The 17,132-nt window shown below is 46.8% G+C and carries 21 protein-coding genes and 1 pseudogene; 8 read left to right on the forward strand and 14 right to left on the reverse strand.

Going from position 1 to position 17,132, the window contains the following annotated elements:
• The first annotated feature begins 79 nt into the window (after window positions 1-79).
• Window positions 80-1,219, forward strand: coding sequence for a globin domain-containing protein (locus tag NOM72_RS07200; protein ID WP_174316272.1), 1,140 nt, complete (start codon window positions 80-82; stop codon window positions 1,217-1,219).
• Between the two features lie 49 nt (window positions 1,220-1,268).
• Here NOM72_RS07200 and NOM72_RS07205 read toward each other — a convergent pair whose 3' ends face one another.
• The gene (locus NOM72_RS07205) at window positions 1,269-2,009 is read right to left on the reverse strand and encodes a sugar nucleotide-binding protein (RefSeq protein WP_174316271.1); all 741 of its coding nucleotides are present in this window, start codon (window positions 2,007-2,009) and stop codon (window positions 1,269-1,271) included.
• A gap of 378 nt (window positions 2,010-2,387) precedes the next feature.
• Entirely contained in the window at window positions 2,388-3,587 is a 1,200-nt protein-coding gene (locus NOM72_RS07210) for an MFS transporter (RefSeq protein ID WP_255998440.1), read from the reverse strand.
• Window positions 3,588-3,762: 175 nt separating this feature from the next.
• Here NOM72_RS07210 and NOM72_RS07215 point away from each other — a divergent pair, with 175 nt between their 5' ends.
• Window positions 3,763-4,080 carry a hypothetical protein gene (locus NOM72_RS07215; protein ID WP_023468204.1) on the forward strand — a complete coding sequence of 106 codons (318 nt, stop codon included), beginning with the start codon at window positions 3,763-3,765 and terminating at the stop codon, window positions 4,078-4,080.
• 47 nt (window positions 4,081-4,127) lie between these two features.
• Here the strand turns inward: NOM72_RS07215 and NOM72_RS07220 are convergent, their stop codons facing one another.
• The gene (locus tag NOM72_RS07220; RefSeq protein WP_255998442.1) at window positions 4,128-5,063 is read right to left on the reverse strand and encodes a cation diffusion facilitator family transporter; all 936 of its coding nucleotides are present in this window, start codon (window positions 5,061-5,063) and stop codon (window positions 4,128-4,130) included.
• A 172-nt stretch (window positions 5,064-5,235) separates the two neighbouring features.
• Entirely contained in the window at window positions 5,236-6,141 is a 906-nt protein-coding gene (locus NOM72_RS16125; RefSeq protein ID WP_023468202.1) for a methyl-accepting chemotaxis protein, read from the reverse strand.
• Window positions 6,142-6,402: 261 nt separating this feature from the next.
• Here NOM72_RS16125 and NOM72_RS07235 point away from each other — a divergent pair, with 261 nt between their 5' ends.
• Together NOM72_RS07235 and NOM72_RS07240 are read left to right on the forward strand one after the other, a co-directional pair.
• Window positions 6,403-6,819 carry a hypothetical protein gene (locus NOM72_RS07235; RefSeq protein WP_023468201.1) on the forward strand — a complete coding sequence of 139 codons (417 nt, stop codon included), beginning with the start codon at window positions 6,403-6,405 and terminating at the stop codon, window positions 6,817-6,819.
• Between the two features lie 136 nt (window positions 6,820-6,955).
• Window positions 6,956-7,531, forward strand: a complete 576-nt coding sequence (locus NOM72_RS07240; RefSeq protein ID WP_023468200.1) for a hypothetical protein — start codon at window positions 6,956-6,958, stop codon at window positions 7,529-7,531.
• A gap of 25 nt (window positions 7,532-7,556) precedes the next feature.
• Here NOM72_RS07240 and NOM72_RS07245 read toward each other — a convergent pair whose 3' ends face one another.
• On the reverse strand, window positions 7,557-7,751 hold the full coding sequence (locus NOM72_RS07245; protein WP_023468199.1) for a hypothetical protein: 195 nt from the start codon (window positions 7,749-7,751) through the stop codon (window positions 7,557-7,559).
• Between the two features lie 363 nt (window positions 7,752-8,114).
• Here NOM72_RS07245 and NOM72_RS07250 point away from each other — a divergent pair, with 363 nt between their 5' ends.
• Window positions 8,115-8,441 (forward strand): DUF3139 domain-containing protein, encoded by a 327-nt coding sequence (locus NOM72_RS07250; protein ID WP_255998444.1) that lies wholly within the window; start codon window positions 8,115-8,117, stop codon window positions 8,439-8,441.
• A 68-nt stretch (window positions 8,442-8,509) separates the two neighbouring features.
• Here the strand turns inward: NOM72_RS07250 and NOM72_RS07255 are convergent, their stop codons facing one another.
• The 3 genes from NOM72_RS07255 to NOM72_RS07265 form a co-directional block, all read right to left on the reverse strand.
• Complete coding sequence (locus NOM72_RS07255) at window positions 8,510-8,758, reverse strand: hypothetical protein (RefSeq protein ID WP_055967891.1); 249 nt, start codon at window positions 8,756-8,758, stop codon at window positions 8,510-8,512.
• A gap of 247 nt (window positions 8,759-9,005) precedes the next feature.
• On the reverse strand, window positions 9,006-9,461 hold the full coding sequence (locus tag NOM72_RS07260; protein WP_370688675.1) for a DUF3139 domain-containing protein: 456 nt from the start codon (window positions 9,459-9,461) through the stop codon (window positions 9,006-9,008).
• 427 nt (window positions 9,462-9,888) lie between these two features.
• Window positions 9,889-10,638 carry an SDR family NAD(P)-dependent oxidoreductase gene (locus NOM72_RS07265; protein WP_255998448.1) on the reverse strand — a complete coding sequence of 250 codons (750 nt, stop codon included), beginning with the start codon at window positions 10,636-10,638 and terminating at the stop codon, window positions 9,889-9,891.
• A gap of 82 nt (window positions 10,639-10,720) precedes the next feature.
• Between NOM72_RS07265 and NOM72_RS07270 the strand changes: the two genes are divergently transcribed.
• The gene (locus tag NOM72_RS07270) at window positions 10,721-11,128 is read left to right on the forward strand and encodes a MerR family transcriptional regulator (protein ID WP_255998450.1); all 408 of its coding nucleotides are present in this window, start codon (window positions 10,721-10,723) and stop codon (window positions 11,126-11,128) included.
• Here the strand turns inward: NOM72_RS07270 and NOM72_RS07275 are convergent.
• A pseudogene (locus NOM72_RS07275) lies at window positions 11,098-12,171 on the reverse strand (threonine aldolase family protein). The gene NOM72_RS07270 and the pseudogene NOM72_RS07275 sit on opposite strands and share 31 nt — an antisense overlap.
• Before the next feature lie 124 nt (window positions 12,172-12,295).
• Between NOM72_RS07275 and NOM72_RS07280 the strand changes: the two are divergent.
• Entirely contained in the window at window positions 12,296-12,973 is a 678-nt protein-coding gene (locus tag NOM72_RS07280; RefSeq protein WP_255998452.1) for a hypothetical protein, read from the forward strand.
• 197 nt (window positions 12,974-13,170) lie between these two features.
• Entirely contained in the window at window positions 13,171-13,464 is a 294-nt protein-coding gene (locus NOM72_RS07285; protein ID WP_023468187.1) for a hypothetical protein, read from the forward strand.
• A gap of 53 nt (window positions 13,465-13,517) precedes the next feature.
• Here the strand turns inward: NOM72_RS07285 and NOM72_RS07290 are convergent, their stop codons facing one another.
• The 5 genes from NOM72_RS07290 to NOM72_RS07310 form a co-directional block, all read right to left on the reverse strand.
• Window positions 13,518-14,012 carry an Imm64 family immunity protein gene (locus NOM72_RS07290; RefSeq protein WP_255998454.1) on the reverse strand — a complete coding sequence of 165 codons (495 nt, stop codon included), beginning with the start codon at window positions 14,010-14,012 and terminating at the stop codon, window positions 13,518-13,520.
• 66 nt (window positions 14,013-14,078) lie between these two features.
• Window positions 14,079-15,215, reverse strand: coding sequence for a GGDEF domain-containing protein (locus tag NOM72_RS07295; protein ID WP_023468185.1), 1,137 nt, complete (start codon window positions 15,213-15,215; stop codon window positions 14,079-14,081).
• Between the two features lie 134 nt (window positions 15,216-15,349).
• Window positions 15,350-15,595 (reverse strand): phage holin, encoded by a 246-nt coding sequence (locus NOM72_RS07300; RefSeq protein ID WP_023468184.1) that lies wholly within the window; start codon window positions 15,593-15,595, stop codon window positions 15,350-15,352.
• Window positions 15,592-16,227, reverse strand: a complete 636-nt coding sequence (locus tag NOM72_RS07305) for a M15 family metallopeptidase (RefSeq protein ID WP_255998461.1) — start codon at window positions 16,225-16,227, stop codon at window positions 15,592-15,594. Before NOM72_RS07305 ends, NOM72_RS07300 begins: the two co-directional genes overlap by 4 nt.
• Complete coding sequence (locus NOM72_RS07310; protein WP_255998463.1) at window positions 16,227-16,982, reverse strand: helix-turn-helix domain-containing protein; 756 nt, start codon at window positions 16,980-16,982, stop codon at window positions 16,227-16,229. Before NOM72_RS07310 ends, NOM72_RS07305 begins: the two co-directional genes overlap by 1 nt.
• Window positions 16,983-17,132 lie beyond the last annotated feature (150 nt).

Consider the following 17,132-nt stretch of genomic DNA (forward strand, 5'->3'; position numbering starts at 1 on the left):
TATTTTAAATGTTGCATTAAAAGTGAGGCTGCGAAATACTAAGACTGTCTTCATTACTTAGTGAAAAGGAAGTGGTCCTATGTTATCAACCTCTACCATTCAAATCGTTCAATCGACGGTTCCCGTCCTTGCGTCGCACGGTGCCGCGATCACGAAAGTTTTTTATCAGCGCTTGTTTCAAGCTCATCCGGAACTGAAACACGTCTTCAATCAATCGAATCAACGAAGCGACCGCCAATCGCAAGCACTCGCAACAGCCGTGTATGCCGCTGCTGCTCACATCGATCAACTCGAGACGTTAAAGCCGGTCTTATTACCTGTGCTCCATAAACACCGTAGTCTACAAATCAAACCGGAAATGTATCCCATCGTCGGACACGAATTACTCGGGGCAATGCAAGATGTCTTAGGAGAAGCCGCAACGCCAGACATCTTGCGCGCGTGGGGAGAAGCATATGGGGAGATTGCCAATCTGTTCATCACGCTTGAAGCCGAACTTTACGCACAGGATGAACAAGCAAAAGGATTTTCCGGATATCAGACAGTCGAGATTTCGGATGTCGAGGAGCAAGCGGATGGGATTCGCGCCTTGACCTTCCGCACGGACGGTCCACTCCCCGCTTATCGAGCCGGACAATACATTACGGTGCGGATTCAAGACAAAGATGGCTTATGGCACAATCGTCAATACAGTCTGACGACGGCATCGAACATGGAAACATATACGATTGGTGTCAAACGAGAAGGCATCGTCTCGGACTATTTACATGCAGCGCAAGTCGGTGACACGGTGTTCATTAGTGCGCCAGCGGGTGCTTTTACACTCGATGCGTCAGACGAACCAGTCGTGCTGATTGCCGGTGGGATCGGGATTACACCGATGCTTGCGATGGCTGACGAAGCGTTAGCTGCTGGTCGACAGGTCACGTTACATCACGCTGTCCAAGACGAACGCAATCGTCCATTTAACGAGCAACTTGCCTTGCTTGAGCAACGTGGCGCACGCGTCATTCGTTACGCAGAACACCAGGCAATGGATCAAGCGGGTCGCCTGCCGAAAGACGTTATCGCAGGTATCACGGATTCGACATACGTCTGTGGTCCGGAAGCAATGATTCAATATGTGATCGAACACTTCACGGCGTCACCCGACAAACTGCATTACGAAATCTTTGGACCAACGCTTGCTTTTGCAGTAGAAACACCAGTTGCGCAATAAAAAACATCCCGTTCTCTTTGACACATGTCAAGGAGAGCGGGATGTTTGATTAGAGTGGCAATCGTTCTGACAATGGACGGACCAAGACGACGTCCGTTGCCATTCGGTTATCACGGCGTGGTTCATCGACCGGTTCAATCGTCCAGTTTTTTGCATGAAGCGTATTCAAGGCACGCGCTAAATCATACATTGAATAACGCTCGTTTCCGTTCAACTGATAGAGCCCCGCTTCCTGTTCGAGTAAAATCGTAACGAGCGCTTCAGCTGTATCTTCAAGCACTGAACTCGACGGATACCAATTCCGACTCGCCCGAATGACGCCGTGCTGTTTCATCTCGTTCGTGAAGAAATCGACCATATTGTTCGAACCAGCTTCCGTTCCGATCTGCCAGCCGATCCGGACGATCTTCGCTTGTGGATCGAGTGCTTGAATCGCTTGTTCGCAAGCAATCTTATAAGCACCATACTCATCGGTCGCATCCGGTACTGCGTCCTTGTCAATCGGTGCCGGCACGTCGTCCGAGAAAACAGACACCGTACTCGTGAAGAAAAATGGAATCGCATATTCTTGGCACAAGCGGACGAGCGCTTCCGTCCAACTGACAGACCCCATTCCGATATGTAAGAAATAATCTGGTCGTTCCGTTTCTAAAAATGTCCGCATCGCCGATTCGTCAGTCGTTGAGACTTTCTTCCGGTCCCAGGCGACTGTCTCGATGTCGTGCTTTGCTAAGACATCCGCAACGACGGGTGCTACCGTACCGTTCATACCTGTAATGATTGCTTTCATGTTGATGCTTCCCCCTTATCTTCGATCGAAAATCATAAAACCGCTTGCTACTTCAGTTTACACGGGAAGTATTGATTTAACGAATCTGAGGTCATTCTTCTACGACCATTTATGCCTCAAATGAAAAAAACGTCTGCTGTCCAATCTAAAATTGGTAAGCAGACGCACTGTTTAGTTAGTTCATCCTTACTCCGAAACGCCTTCCGTTTCCATTCGGCGCCACAGTACATTCAAGAAGACCGTCATCCCACTAATCGGAATCAAAAACAATAACGCTGTGATCCATAAACTCTCCATCGACTCCACTCCTCATCGTTCATTTCTATCTCTAGTGTACATAAGCGCGAAACCGCTTACCTCCACCTCAAGGCGGATATTTCATCCGACCTTGTCCTGTCGTACTTCAGAAAAGGAAACGGTACGATGAATCAGTAACCAGACACTGGTCATGACAAGACCACTCAAGGCAAAGAACAAAAAGACGAACGAGATGCTAAAGAACGACGTCAAGTACGACGACAATCCGTAACAGAGCGCGGAACATGCCGTTGATGCTGCGACCATCGCCGTCCGGACCCGGCCGAGCAAATGCGCAGGCGTCGAGCGCTGCAACAAGGTCGCAAATGGAATCCCGAATAACGTCAGCGCCATGCCGAGCAAGATGAACCCACCAACAGCCACTGGGACGAATGAGACATAGGCGACGATCGCAATTGCGAGACCTTGCAAGACGACGGCAAAACGAAACAGCTTATCCTGTCGTACGGAGGCGACCCACTTCCCGTATAGGAGCGACATCGCGATTCCCCCGATCACCGTCGCCAGTTCGAGTGCAGAAAACATCTGGGCATTTCCCGACAAGACACTCTTGGCATATGGCGCAAGTAAAGTATTCATCGGTGTGATCATCCAGTTTGCGAGGATCGCACAACCAAGGATCCATTTCAGGCGACCGTCACGGACGACGTGTCCGATCCCTGCGAGCAACGCTTCGCGGTACGAACCATGACGCGCCTCTTCTGCGACTTGCCCTGTCATATGTCGAACGAGTAACCAGGCGACGAGATGTAGACCAAGATCAAGCCATAAGATACTCGCGATCGAGAAATGGGCGACCATCACCCCACCGAGTAAAAATCCGCTCAACGTACCGATCCGTTCAATCGTAGCAAGGTACGCATTCGCTTGCGGCAATTGGTCATCTTCGACTAAATCAACGACCCACGTGAAGACGGCATTGCCACCAATGATTTGCAAAATCGTCTGCACGACGAGTAAGCCGAGTAACCACGGTAGGACGACGTTCGTCAGACCGATTCCCGCTAACGCGATCCCAAGCGCAAGCAATCGAATGAGTAGCGACGTTTGGTACAAGGATGCACTGACGAATCGATCGATCCATGGTCCGACGAACATTGAAACGAGAAAACGAATCAAAAAGACACCAGTCGCAAGCAAGGCGACGCCAGAAGCACTAATCTCTTCCGCACTCACCCAGTAGATTGCGATATAGACAAAACTCGTCCCGACGGTCGATAACAAATCCGAGACATACATAAAACGAAACGCACGTGACATGATGCTTTATTCCTTTCCTAAAACGACTTCTTGTCTATCTTACAATTTTTCTCAATTGCTGCCCATTCTTTTTTCGTCATCACATCGTCATCGTCTGTTAAGGCATTCTTACCCGTCTGTAACAGAGCCGACATGTTCATTCGCTATACTAAAACGCATAGGGAGGTGAAGATCCATGAAAACGCAAACGCGTTATGACTATGAAACCGAACAGGAACAGGTCGACGTTCCATCCGAGGCACGTCTAGGCTACTACTTTCTTTTGATCGTCCTGCCGCTTGGTCTCGCGCATCTTGTCCAGTCGCTTGCTCCTTCGCCGGATCAACACCACTCATCCGTATTGACGGGTTTGACGTTCTTATCCATCGTCTTTTTCATGTACTTAGGTAACCGAGCGGCTGGAAATGCCAAAACGACCTTTTTCGGATACTCGATGTTCTTGAGTATCAGTCTGTTCGCGACGCTGTTTCTACCAACGGTGCCGATCATTTGAGCATAAGCAAACGAGCACCCGTCCGACTTGGACGCGTGCTCGTTTTTTTAATGCGTATGCGATTCGTGTTTGCCGTCACAATACAACGTATTACCGTGCGCATGCTGATCCGTCTCGACCTGGATCGTTGCGTGGTTAATCCCGACGTGTTTTAAATCGTGATCAATCTGTTCGCGAATCGACTCCGATTCCCTGACAGTCATGTCCTCCTTGACGACGACGTGACACGATAACGCTTTATAACCACTCGTGATCGACCAGATGTGTAGATCATGTAATCCGAGGACGGCTTCGTTCGTCTGAATCGTCGAAACGACCTCATCGATGTCGACGTCGCTCGGCGTTCCTTCCATCAAGACGTGAACGGATGCCTTCGTCACGTAATAGCCGCTCCGTAAGACGAGGATCGCGACGATGATACTCGCTAGTGGATCCGCCCATCCCCAACCGAAGAACATGATCAGAAGAGCAGCTGCAATCGCACCGACCGATCCAAGCATGTCACTTAACACATGTAGATACGCACCGCGCATGTTGAGGTTGTGTTCATGTCCACCGCCGCGCGTCATGATCCAGGCAACGAGAATGTTGACGAGCAACCCGAGGACACTGATGATCAGCATCCCGGTCGTTGCGACAGCGGGTGGATCGATGAAGCGCTGGATGGCTTCAATGAAAATATAAAGGGCGATGACGATCAGCGTCACACCATTTATGATAGCGGCTAAGATTTCAAAGCGTTTTGAACCGAATGTCTTACTCGCATCCGGTGCTTGACTCGAGAACTGGAAGGCTAACAGGGCGATCGCGAGTGAAATCGAATCACTTAACATGTGCCCTGCGTCCGATAACAACGCGAGACTATTCGTCCAAATCCCGCCGATGACTTCGACGATCATGAACGCGGTGATGATCAGGAACGATAAGAGCAGTACCTTTTTATTGTCGGTATGATGATGGTGGTGGTGATGATCATGTGCCATGACGTTGCCTCCTTTTACCTTACATTCAAACGTATATTTGAATTATAACGTGCCTCCGTTCTGTGGTCAACGGGCTCATCTGTTATATCCCACGCCTTTACTCTTCTAAAACGACTCATCTGACTAAACAAAAAAACGATGGCTCATTACCATCGCTTTTTCCATATCCATTTCAAATAAACGACCGAAAATCCTCTGTTTGCTGCTCGAGTTGTCGTGCGACCTCTTCGATCGCAGTAAAGCGTTGCATCGTTTCTTTTACCGTCACAAGGCTCGACGCAACTTCGAGATGGGACGCTTCAATCTTTTTCATCATCGCCATGATTTGACGGTTCATCGTTTCCGTATTCGTGCGTACTTCGACGACTGCACTGCCGACTAAATCCGATAAGTTTTTGACTTCACTGGCAACGACGGTAAAGCCTTTACCGTGTTCCCCAGCCCGTGCCGCTTCGATTGCCGCATTCAAAGACAATAAATTCGTCCGGGCCGCAATCTCCTTGATCGTATCAGCAATCTTCGTGATCTCGATGGCTTGGTCATACAGTGTTTCGAACGTCTGTTGGTTTTCTGCCGTTTCACTCGCGATCGTAGTCATCGTCTCTTGAAGCTGGTTGCCCTCTTTCGATCCTTGAACCGATTGCAAATTCAGTCCTTCAGCAAGCGTCTGGAAGCTTTTCGCATATCCTTGCACGCGGTCGATCCGGTCCGTAATGTTACTCGCAATCTTGACGACACCGACGACCTCTTCTCCTTCAAAAATCGGCATGTAGGTTGCTTCAAGCCACAAGATGTCGCCCCGGGCATCGACTCGTTTGATTTTATCCGCTGTACTGAAGCCCGAAAACAGACGTGTCCAAAAGTCCTGATACTCACGGCTGTTCGCGAATTCTGGTGTGCAAAACGTATGGTGCTGTAAGCCAATCATCTCGTCTCGTTTATATTTCATCGTTTTCGCAAACAAGTCATTGACGTCGACGACGCGTCGTTGGCGATCAAAACAGATCATCGCGACGTTTGCTTCAAGGCTCGACAAAATCGCTGGTGAGCGTAGCGGTCTCGGTAAGGTTTCATTCATGGTGTCATTAACTCCTTCTATGTATCGTTCATGTACTAAGACAGTTTTTCAAAAGAACAATCTGTACCTATCTATCGTCATCGATTGACCTTTTTTATAGCTGAATCGGCGATTATTCAAGTTGTTTTTCACGAAAACAAAATCACTTCGATAAAAATATTGTGACAGTTACAATCGATACACCATGGCATTGTCAAAAAGCGTAGCATATGCTACATTTATTTATGTAGTAAATACTACATATTTAAGGAGGAAATACAAATGACACATGATAAGCCCCCTCTATTCTCGAAAGGACAATCTATCGTCTTGGTCGTACTTGGTGCAGCATTTTGGTTCGTCGGTGCCCTGTCAGTCAGATTCGGATCTGGAATCGGCATGTTCGAAAATGTTGGAAACGTGATTGCCTTCCTGATTGGTTTACCGGTTTCGTGGATTTCCGTCATCATCATAAAAAAAGTTGCATGCTTGAATGCTGAACAGATGGTGCCAGGTGTCAGTCTCGGACTGTTAGTGGCTACGTTCTTAGACGGAATCGTTCTAACGTGGGGCACATCGCTATATGGAACGGATCCCTTACTCGTCGGACGTGGGGCAGCATGGATTCTTTGGGGAGTATTCGCCTTTCTTGCTTCTGCTTTCATCGAGGCGAGGCGAATGGGATATAAAATGATCTGAGGCGATGAAATGTGTTCTACAGGACGACAAATAACGAGCGTAGACCGTCGGACTAATCCAACGGTCTATTTGTGTTAAAATACAGTCGAACACAAATATATTGGAGAAGAACAGACTATCATCGGAGGTGACCAGCATGGATTATGAAAAAGCATCTCACAAGTTCCAACACCGAAAGCAACAGTTGACGTTAAAAAAAGAAACGGTCATCGAGCGCGTATGCCGGCGTTATAATGCAATCGAAATCCCGAAAGACGACATCTCGGATTTAGTGAATGATGATCAACTCGAATACGATGCCATCTTTTGCTGCTTGAAGATTGATGACGCTGCTATCTTGGATTCGCTTTTCACGCCTAAGGAATTAGAGGATTTCGAGTGGGAGATTCAAGATAACAAAAGGAGAAACCGACGATACCGATATGCTACTCAGAAAGAAGCAGATTATAATCAATTGATTCTCGATGAGATGGAAGGACGCCGGATTGATATCGTCTTAGAGAGTCTCGATGGTACACACATCACCGGTTTTTTAGTCCGGAATCAATCCGAAGTAATCGGCTCTTACTTATATGCTCTCGTCGGCGGTGCATATTTTGCCGATTCTGACGTAAGAGACCTCGTCATTCGTGCACGAGAATTGACGGAAGTAGAAGTCGAGGAATCGTATCGTGATTACCTTGAAGATTTAGTTCGGTGGGGTCATATTTAAAAAGAACGATGGACTTCATATGAAATCAATCGTTCTTCGTTTGCGCTTCGATTTTTTCGTTCCGAGCAGCCTCAAAGTTGCGATAAATCGTAAATCCTACTAAACCAATCAACCAGATAATGCCATACCCGAGTTCCCAGTCGAAGCCGAAATATAAGATCGACGACGTAATGACGACGATAAGAACTAACCGAATGCTTGATAAATGATACTTACTCATGGTTTCCCTCCTTTTCTTCCGCCACCGAAGTAGATGTATGTCACAAAAAGAATCAACATCCACGTAAAAACCGCGAATATGATTTTAAATAAGCCGTCAGGCAGTATTTTTGAGATATATAACATAGTCATTAGGATTGAAAACGTTAAATGGTTATTTCTCATTTGTGTAGAGAGCTTATCCCAATTGAGCAGTACAAGTAGTACCGCGACGGGTGCGAGGAGTGCCGTTAGGAAGAAGAACGGAACGTTCCTCATATAGTACGGTATCTCGTCTTTGTTTTTTCCCATCACATATCTCTCCTCATCTTCAATATAGAAAACCTAGCTTCTCTATTCATTTCATCGAAACGGATATGATTGTATGAAAAAAGAAGTACGTCCACTCATCTATACACTTATCGTTCTCGTCATCTTGATAACTGCCTATCCGACTTACCTCTTCGTTTCTAAAACGATGACTGAAATCAAGATTGAACGAATGTTAGTTGAATCAGGATACGACCAAGATATTTCAAAAAAAGAAACGATCTTTGAGTCGAAGACCGGAAGATACGTGTCGGAAATCAAATACACGAATGAACCAGACTATACATACAACTATGAAATCGTTGAAGATCATGTACTGACGACTGTATACGACCAGCATCATGTTGAAGTGATTGGCTCCGTTCAACATGAATTAAATTAGATATCGTATTTTAAATAACAATCGAGCCCATTCAGCAATCGCACGAATGAACTCGATTTATGTACCTCTTAACATTCTTCTTTCATGTTCAGTGATTCTGCCGAGCGAATCGTAATTTGTTTTGTAGCATCATCGATGGATATGACACAATCCCATGTCGGTTTTAACTGAAGGACATCATTCTGATCCAACCACAAGACCGCAGTCAGTTCGATGAAGTCTCCCATCACTACCATTTTTCTCGCCTTCTCATCAATGACGGCATATAGTTCATCCTCTAAATTGATTTTCCAGTCAAAAAATTCATTGATACTCATACGTTATCTCTCCCAATCCTTCATAGGTTCTCTAGATCATTCCGCCGTAGAAACGTAATCTTCCATTTTTTCCGCGCGATCAATACAACGATCAGAGAAGCCAATAAAGATATTTTAAGCGTTGTATCACTGATTACGTGAAATCCGTAATGAAGTGAAAAGAGTACCATGAGTAGCGCAACGACGCTTCCTAAAAAGATCATGTTTTTCATTTTGTCATCTCACTTCCATTCTTGACTCCTTGCTGTCAATACTCTGAAATATACCGTCCTTCTTGTTTGTTCGTAATTTGTTCGCCGTCTTTGAATCCCGTGACTTTAAAGCGATGAGATCCCGATCGATAAATCTCATATTCATTTTCCGGTTCATCTTGGAACACGACCTGCGCAATGAATTCACCCGTGCTCGTATCGTATCGAATTTCCTTGTTCTTCACATATGTCATATAATCCTGTTGCTTCAGATAATGATCGATTGCCTGAGTGACTTCTTGTTTTTCATCATAGTAAAACGATTTATAGGCAGAAGCACCGATGATGCCCACTCCTAGAATCATCACTATCGTAATCCATACATAAATTCGTTTCATACCATCACTCCCGAGTAGAAGTAACAAAAATATCGTATTTCCAGATTCCATTCCCCTTGTTTTAAAAACTAGATATGTATAAACTAATATAAGACCACAAAAAAAGGAAGTCATTTATGATAAAAAAATCCATAAAATACTTTTTATTGTCATTTATGTTACTTGTTATCATCTTGAATCTCTTGAATGGTCGAATGATTGAAAATGAGCGATTAACGTTAGCCGTGAACATCGCTATCGTGCTGATGGCGTTATTTTTTATCAGCTTGAGATTTTCAAAGCGAAAACGTAAATAGGATGCTTATCGCTCTAAAAAAAGTACGTAAAGGTGGTTAACTCGTGGGGCAATTCATGATTTTCGGCGCCTTGATGAATCTTCTGATCATTGGCGCAGTCGTCTATGTCGTATGGAAATTAGCAAAAAAACTCTTTAAAAAATAAATGATGGATGTCCCTTTTTGATTCATTCCTGAAATTCGTATCAATTATGCTTACATAAACAAGGTCCCTTTCTCATTCGAAAAAGGGACCTTGCTCCATTTTATCCTGCGTAGTTGAACAATGGACCACGCAATTCGAACTCATACGTCTCACCGTCGACGATGCCGACTATCGCGTCGCTTTCAATCAACTGATGCAGGAAGCCTGCCATTTCAGCCGCCGTATGGTACTTTTTGACGTTCTTGCTGTAGTCGAAACCTGCTTCTCCGCGCGAACGATCCGCAAACTCTGTCTCAGTCGCAGCTGGTGCAAGCACTTTCGCCCGGAGTTTTGCGCCACCTTTTTGCAGTTCTTGCGCGAGACCTTCTGTATAGGCACTGACATAGAACTTCGTCGCGCAATACGTGACCGCGTTCGGCACGATCCGGTAGCCACCTGCTGACGAGATATTGACGAGCGTCGTTCCGTCGACGTCATGATGATCACGGACGAACAGACTCGATAGAATCGTTAGCGCCTCGATGTTCAAGCGGAGCATTTTCTCGATTTTTCCAAGATCAATATCCTGGACGAGATCAAAATCGCCGAATCCGGCATTGTTGATCCACGTCTCGATTTCGAGTTCCTTTAGTCCTTCATATAAATCATGGACATTTTGGTTATCTGCGAGATCGACCGACTTGAGGATGACATCACTATCTGGTGAGATTTGTTTGACTTCATCCCGAAGTTTTTCGAGCTCTGACGTCCGTCGCGCGACGAGGACGAGTGATTTGCCTTTTCCTGCGAGTAGTTTTGCTGTCTCATATCCAATTCCTGAACTTGCTCCTGTAATGACCGTGTACTTCATGTAGCATATCCCCTTTTTGATTTGGTATAGTGAGAGTCTAATCCTTAGAGTGAACTCTAAGTCAAGCAGAAAGGTGAGATGTATGTATACGATTTCTGAAATCAGTCGATTGACCGATACGAGTGCCCATACGATTCGCTATTACGACAAAGAAGGGCTATTGTTTCCGAAGCGCCAGAACGGTCAACGTCGCTACGACGACCAAGATGTGACGTGGCTTCGGTTCGTCCTCCGCTTGCGCGAAACGCATATGCCGATCGAGCAAATCCGTTCTTACGTGACGCTGTTTCTTGCTCACGGCGAGCAGGATACGACGCAAGAACGGCTCGCATTGCTTGAAGCACACCATGCGAACGTCTTAGCACAACTAGCAGCATTACAAGAAACGGAGCGAATGATCGCAGAAAAAGTCGACACCTATCGTCGCCTCCATCCTATGATTCCCGCTCCTGATGTTGTTCAATCCTCTGAGAACGCCTCCGTCAATTGACGATAGACTGTTTCACGCTCGTCAGGCGTCAACGTAAGAAAACTGTCGCCGATGTTGATTTCCGTCGCACAGCCGCTATCTTTCTCAACTAGATAACCAGCGATACCCACTTTTCTGTTCGACTGGATTTCAATCAATTTTTCTTCGACGACTGCTTTTTCTGCCTTGAAGTAGAGATGAAACATGTTCGAGACCGGCGCAAGGGGACGAGTCGAGATGCCTGAGATCGCATTCAAACTGCTCGCAAGCTCCTTTGCGGCTGCATGGTACTTCGCCATGCGGTCTTTTCGTTGTTCATAATAAAAATCGGCAGACAGAATATACGGATATAGACTGATCAAGTCACCGCCGTAGCGACGTTTCCAGATTCGTGCCTCTTGGCAAAACGGTTCTGGTCCAGCTAAGATTGCTCCTGCGACGCCGCCGAGTCCCTTATAAAAAGAGATATAGACACTGTCAAACAGTTGCGCGATGTCCTTTGCTTCTGCCTCATAATACGGTAAGACCTCAAGTAAACGGGCACCGTCCAAGTGAAGACGGATATTCTATTTGCGGGCATACGCACAGATCACTTCGAGTTCTTCACGCGACGGAAGCAATCCGCCGAGTTCGCGTTGCGGCAGTTCGAGTAACAGACAACTGACGTCCGGCAAAGCTTTGACGTCGTCTATCGTCATCATCCGATCGGCTTCTCCGACTAGTATTGGTTCTATCCCGTGCAATTTCTTTAAGCCGTCCTGTTCATGAATCTCAAGGTGACAGAGCGGGTGATAAGCGACCTTACGATTGTCCTGTTCATCCGACCAGATACGTAGCGCAATCTGTTGCGCCATCGTGCCACTCGGGAAAAAGACCGCATCGTCGTGTCCGAGTAAGTCTACCATCTTGCGCTCAAACGTCTTGATTAATTCGCCGTTACCATAGATATCGCTCATTTGATCGGCAGCAACGCCCTGCAACGCTTCTTGTAACACGCCGACCGTCCGACTACCATGTCCATCTAAACGTTTCGTCGTTTCTTGGTAACTCGTTCGTAAATCCATCTCTTTCATTCCCTTCTAAATCAATGACTATTTTTTGAAAAAATCAAAATATTCCCTCTCCACTTTTGCTATACTGTGTAGCGAAAGTCTGTTAAACGTACTCGTCAAAGGAGGTGTCCCTATCGTGAAAACGCTTCGCACTCGCCTATTGCTTCTTATTCCACTTGTCTGTCTACTACTACTTACCGTGCAACAATTCGTTCCGTCGCTCTATACGTCACTTCTTGGACGAATTGATCCAGCAACGAATACATATTGCGTCGACCGTTGCGGTCCAAAGGAATCGATCTTCGATACGATCGAAGAAGGAACGTCTTATGGTGAAAGCACGGTCACGATGAGCGCAGTCGATCCACCAGCTCCATGGTTCCGGACAGGGTTCGATTCTTCGGTGACGACACCTCCTTATCTTCTCATACTATGTCTCATTCTCCTGTTTTGTAGCTGGTTTTTCTGGCATTATCTCCAGTGGTTGCGTCGACCTCGTATCGATCCATCAGGGTATGTGCTTCCGCCACGATTTCCAATCTTCATTTATGAGACAAAAGACCTGCCTGCTGACTCGATTCGAAAACAACTCGCTCACTTTAATGCACAATTGCCGCTTTCCTTACGACGCCGGACCCACGAGACAGTAACAGAATGGTTCGACCGGATTGCGTTTCCATCTCCTGTTGATCCGCTCTACTTTGAAGTGCGATATGGGAAAATGCCGGTCATCTCGACACATCAATTGACCTTCTTCGTCCAAGCGATGGAGCGATATCTTCGGAACTGCCAAGTCCAGTCATCAATTTCTTGAATCTAGTCGCCTTGCGCATTGAAGCTTGGCGTTTTTTTTGTGTTTACAGATATGATTGCTCTTGAAAAAAGATTTTAGAGGACTTTACAGACTGAATTGACTTTTTTTCAAAATCAGACGATTAGTTGCCAGAAAACTGGGTAATATAGACTATAGTAGAGAAAAATTTTTCAATTAGGAGAGTGAGGTGAGAGAAGATGATCAGTGCCCAAGAAGCCTATTACATTAAGAACGAATTGAATGAGAAATTTGTAGATCCGCGGATTTCCTGTGATTTTTCAATCTTTTCGCTTGAACCGTTCCAACTTCTCTTACACGTACAAGAAGATGTCGATGAACTTAGTACTGAAATTCGCTATGGTTTAAGCCGCAAGATTCGGTCTCAGCTCACACAACTCGATGCACGTGTCGGGGGTGTTCCCGTCAAAACGGTCTACATCATATCGGCACCTCTCATTTCCGATCGATCGTATTGCGTCATCTTACAATGAACTTTAAAATACCCCGTATGAGAAGCAAACTCTCACGCGGGGTATTTTTGTGTTCATCGGTCTGTAAAACCATCGATTTTCCATGCGTTTTTTAAAAAAGTCTGCTCCTTGGACCAGTAGACGATCGCATATTCTCGATTGATGTGTTCCCGTTCCGTTATCGGATGCTCGATTTCTGCATCAAAATCACAATAGGCATATAAAGCATTCGATCGGTCGGCAATCCTCTGCATATCCTCCATGAAAATCGTCTCCTGCTGATCGAGTGACCACGCAGTTAAATTCTCTTCTTGGAAACCGAATTGAAAACCGAAACAGTCTGGTTCTTTTTCAATCGTCATTCGAACAGGTATTGTCGTTAAACCATGATACGCAAAGAAAACGAGCGAAGCATTCCCGTAATGATGACTCAGCAATGGACGCCAGTCTTTCGGAAGACCTTTTTCCTCGCCCCAATGTGACCCATCGGTATTCGTCGCGTAACTGTATCTAAGAAATTGAATATCTATACAAAAATTATCTAAGATTATTCGAGCAGCATTTTCCATATCGTAGGTTTCTTCAAAAACAAATCCCAGGTGTATCACCCATCTTCATTCCCATCTGATTAAGCATTATCCTGCCATGTCCCCGATTTGGTTTCGACCGTTCTCTTTCGCCCGATACAACGCTTGATCGGCTTGGTCGATCACCTCTTTTTCCGTCGTCTCTGCTCCGGGTACGAGCGACGTCAAGCCAAGACTGACACTGACCCGGCAAAGTGGTTCATACCGTTCATGTACGATATTCAAATCGAGAATGTCCTGACGAATTCGTTCTGCAATGTGCCGGGTTTCTTCTGCTCCACGCGACAACAAGACCGTGAACTCCTCCCCACCGTACCGTGCGACTTGCCCATGCCGTGCTTGACGCTTCAAGACGCGAGCGACTTCCTTTAAACATTCATCCCCTTTTAAATGACCATACGTATCATTATACGATTTAAAGGCATCGACATCGATCAAAATCAGGGAGAGTGGTGTCTGCTGTTGTTTGGCTTCTTCGAGGAGATGTTCCAATCGTTCATCGAACGCCCGCCGATTCGGGATACCGGTCAAGGCGTCGTGAAGCGAACGATGAATCAAGGCTCGTTTACTGCGTTCCATCCGAAACGTCTGGATGAAGGCAATCAAGACAAGAACGGCAATGCTTGCGACAACGACGATGACCCATTTCGCAGCACTCGATGCTTGCTCGGAACGATTCGTTGCTTCGGCGATGATTCGGTTGACGTCCGTCCGTAGACGGGCATCAATCGGGCGAAACGTCTCGATGAACTGCATCCCTTGATAACGCTTTGCCTCAGCGGCTGCTTGATCCCCGTTTCGAACGAGTGCCAGTTGGGCATCATAAAATCGGATGGCTGTCTCGATCCGGGGAATCGCTTCCGTTCGGACGAGCTTTCGCATGATCGGATGATTCTCATCGAGTTGATTGAGTCGTTCGACCGTTTGATCTAGCCGATCAATCGTCCGATCATACTGCGCTAGATCCGCCTCGTTCGGTGAGAGGATGTAACTGCGAACGACCAGTTCAAGATTTAGTAACGCCGGAAACAACTCCGCTGCTTCCGTCGAGATCGGAATCGCCTCGTTTAAGATGCGTGCATTTTCTCGTTCGATTTTCAGGAAAGCTTGATAACTCCAGACGCTTGTAAACAATAGCGCACAGAGTGCCAAAAACAAATAGCGCTGCAACGTTGACCATTTCACAAAAAGACCGACCTTTCTTTCTCTTTCTAATTGACTAAAGTCTATCCCTTCTATCGGTGTCTTGAAATCAAACTGTTAGTCGTTTGTATGAAATAATGCCCGTTGCTAGCACATTCCAAACGCTTCCAGCCTTCTTAATCGGTCAGGGATGTGTTTTCCAGCTGTTCCTGTGACTGCCTTCGTCTCAGTGCTCGTTCTGTCACATCATTGTTCTTCCACCAAGCGACGAGTAGACCGACCAGTCCGATCAGACCCGTCACGAACCGTTCGACGTCACTTGACGATACTGGCAATGCTGTAAAACCGAGCGTCGGTAAGAGTAACTCAAGAAAAACATAGAGAGGAATCAAGAGGCGAATCCACGCCTGAAGACGAATCATGGGGACACCGGAAAGAGACGACGCCATGTTTGAGGACCAACGATCCCGTCAGCGACTAGACGACACGTCTGTTGGAACGTTCGAACGGCGTGCGTCAATCGGGCATCAAAGACTCCCGTCACCACAAGTCCCAAGCGTTTTTCAAGGGCTCGGACGAGTTCCGGTGCTTGGATTTTTTCCCGGAGATAGCGTCCTTGTTTTGGAACGTGATGACGCGCTAGACTGACATGATCGTACAGTTCAAAGTGTGGGTAGTCGGGAAAACGAGACCAATCCCCTCCCCAGTCCATTCCGCGTCGTTTCATCGCTGCAACGATCCGCCGGAGTCGCGCGTCTGGCGGAGAAAGGAACAATGCTCCATCCTGATAGAGAAAGACGTCGATTGCGACACCGAAATTATGGATTGATTGTCCACCGCGGGCTTGCGTCACGATGGGTCCTGGTGTCGTCCGTCCTTTTGCGTACAATACGTTCTGTTCCGCGATGCTCCGAAAACTTTGCGCTATACCGAGTTTGATCCCATGCGGATACAGCTCTCGAATCGCGTCACGCGCGATCCGGACGACAGACGGATGCATGCCCGGAACGGATAGTTTTTGATTGGCACGTCGGAGTATTTCTTCCAGTTGCATCAGGCTCCCTCCCTTGTCAGTCCTTGTAATAGTTCAGCAATTTCAGCGTCGTCAGGTATGATCTGGTTCTCCTTCTGGTGTGCTTCATACACTCGTTGCGCTGCTTTTTCTTGTTCCATCCAATCCGGTAATTGAAATAATGAAGTGTCTCTTCTTGAACGTTTGGTTATTCGTTTCCGCCGTTCAGCCGGTAATCCAGTCGCAAGACGCTTGACGACTTGCTCGATGTAGCCAAAATGACGACTGTTCGCTCGCGCCGCTTCTTCGATCGCATACTGGATGCGCTCAATCGGATGGTCTGTTGCCAGCTGTAGCAATTCCTGCTCGATTCGTGGTGTCGCCTTGCCGAGATTCGTCTCGTACTGCTGCACCAGCTCCTTTTTTAAAGTCGTATTCTTCAAGACTTCTTCTTCGGAGGCAGCAGAAACCTCGGGGGCAGTCGTCACTTGACTCGCCGAGGACGGTGTCTCGACACGGGGCAGGACACGATAAGCATTCGAGGTCTGTCCTCCGTGTTTCGTGAACCGTTCGACTTTCTCGATCCGACCGCTTGCGATCAAGGACTGGATACATGACTTGACCGTCGATTTACTGCACGGGACAGCGGCGGCGATCGTTTGATAGGACGGGAATGCTTGACCATCCTGACCGCTGAAGCTTTCAAGAATCAGATAGATCATCTTTTCATGGACGGACGCAAATGCCGTCCCGCTCCGTAAGAGCATATGGGGAACCGGGAGATATGGGGCTTGCATGGTGATTCCTCCTTTCTAGGAAATATGACAGGAAGAAGTCGAGGATTGTTCGAAAAAAATACATGCGAACCAATCAGATGATGCTGCTTGGTTTGACCAACACTCCTGACGATTCATCTTTATGACATTGCAGACGTAAAAAAGCGCTCT

This window comes from Exiguobacterium sp. LL15 (assembly GCF_024436095.1).
Lineage (GTDB): Bacteria > Bacillota > Bacilli > Exiguobacteriales > Exiguobacteriaceae > Exiguobacterium_A > Exiguobacterium_A indicum.

Excerpts from the sequence above, each read along its gene's own strand:
- NOM72_RS07215 (WP_023468204.1), top strand. The coding sequence starts at position 3,763 with ATGAAAACGCAAACGCGTTATGACTATGAAACCGAACAGGAACAGGTC.
- NOM72_RS07210 (WP_255998440.1), bottom strand. The coding sequence starts at position 3,587 with ATGTCACGTGCGTTTCGTTTTATGTATGTCTCGGATTTGTTATCGACC.
- NOM72_RS07235 (WP_023468201.1), top strand. The coding sequence starts at position 6,403 with ATGACACATGATAAGCCCCCTCTATTCTCGAAAGGACAATCTATCGTC.
- NOM72_RS07205 (WP_174316271.1), bottom strand. The coding sequence starts at position 2,009 with ATGAAAGCAATCATTACAGGTATGAACGGTACGGTAGCACCCGTCGTT.
- NOM72_RS07285 (WP_023468187.1), top strand. The coding sequence starts at position 13,171 with ATGATCAGTGCCCAAGAAGCCTATTACATTAAGAACGAATTGAATGAG.
- NOM72_RS07290 (WP_255998454.1), bottom strand. The coding sequence starts at position 14,012 with ATGGAAAATGCTGCTCGAATAATCTTAGATAATTTTTGTATAGATATT.
- NOM72_RS07245 (WP_023468199.1), bottom strand. The coding sequence starts at position 7,751 with ATGAGTAAGTATCATTTATCAAGCATTCGGTTAGTTCTTATCGTCGTC.
- NOM72_RS07270 (WP_255998450.1), top strand. The coding sequence starts at position 10,721 with ATGTATACGATTTCTGAAATCAGTCGATTGACCGATACGAGTGCCCAT.
- NOM72_RS07265 (WP_255998448.1), bottom strand. The coding sequence starts at position 10,638 with ATGAAGTACACGGTCATTACAGGAGCAAGTTCAGGAATTGGATATGAG.
- NOM72_RS07220 (WP_255998442.1), bottom strand. The coding sequence starts at position 5,063 with ATGGCACATGATCATCACCACCACCATCATCATACCGACAATAAAAAG.
- NOM72_RS07250 (WP_255998444.1), top strand. The coding sequence starts at position 8,115 with ATGAAAAAAGAAGTACGTCCACTCATCTATACACTTATCGTTCTCGTC.
- NOM72_RS07260 (WP_370688675.1), bottom strand. The coding sequence starts at position 9,461 with ATGACTTCCTTTTTTTGTGGTCTTATATTAGTTTATACATATCTAGTT.
- NOM72_RS16125 (WP_023468202.1), bottom strand. The coding sequence starts at position 6,141 with ATGAATGAAACCTTACCGAGACCGCTACGCTCACCAGCGATTTTGTCG.
- NOM72_RS07240 (WP_023468200.1), top strand. The coding sequence starts at position 6,956 with ATGGATTATGAAAAAGCATCTCACAAGTTCCAACACCGAAAGCAACAG.
- NOM72_RS07300 (WP_023468184.1), bottom strand. The coding sequence starts at position 15,595 with ATGATTCGTCTTCAGGCGTGGATTCGCCTCTTGATTCCTCTCTATGTT.
- NOM72_RS07310 (WP_255998463.1), bottom strand. The coding sequence starts at position 16,982 with ATGCAAGCCCCATATCTCCCGGTTCCCCATATGCTCTTACGGAGCGGG.
- NOM72_RS07305 (WP_255998461.1), bottom strand. The coding sequence starts at position 16,227 with ATGCAACTGGAAGAAATACTCCGACGTGCCAATCAAAAACTATCCGTT.
- NOM72_RS07200 (WP_174316272.1), top strand. The coding sequence starts at position 80 with ATGTTATCAACCTCTACCATTCAAATCGTTCAATCGACGGTTCCCGTC.
- NOM72_RS07255 (WP_055967891.1), bottom strand. The coding sequence starts at position 8,758 with ATGAGTATCAATGAATTTTTTGACTGGAAAATCAATTTAGAGGATGAA.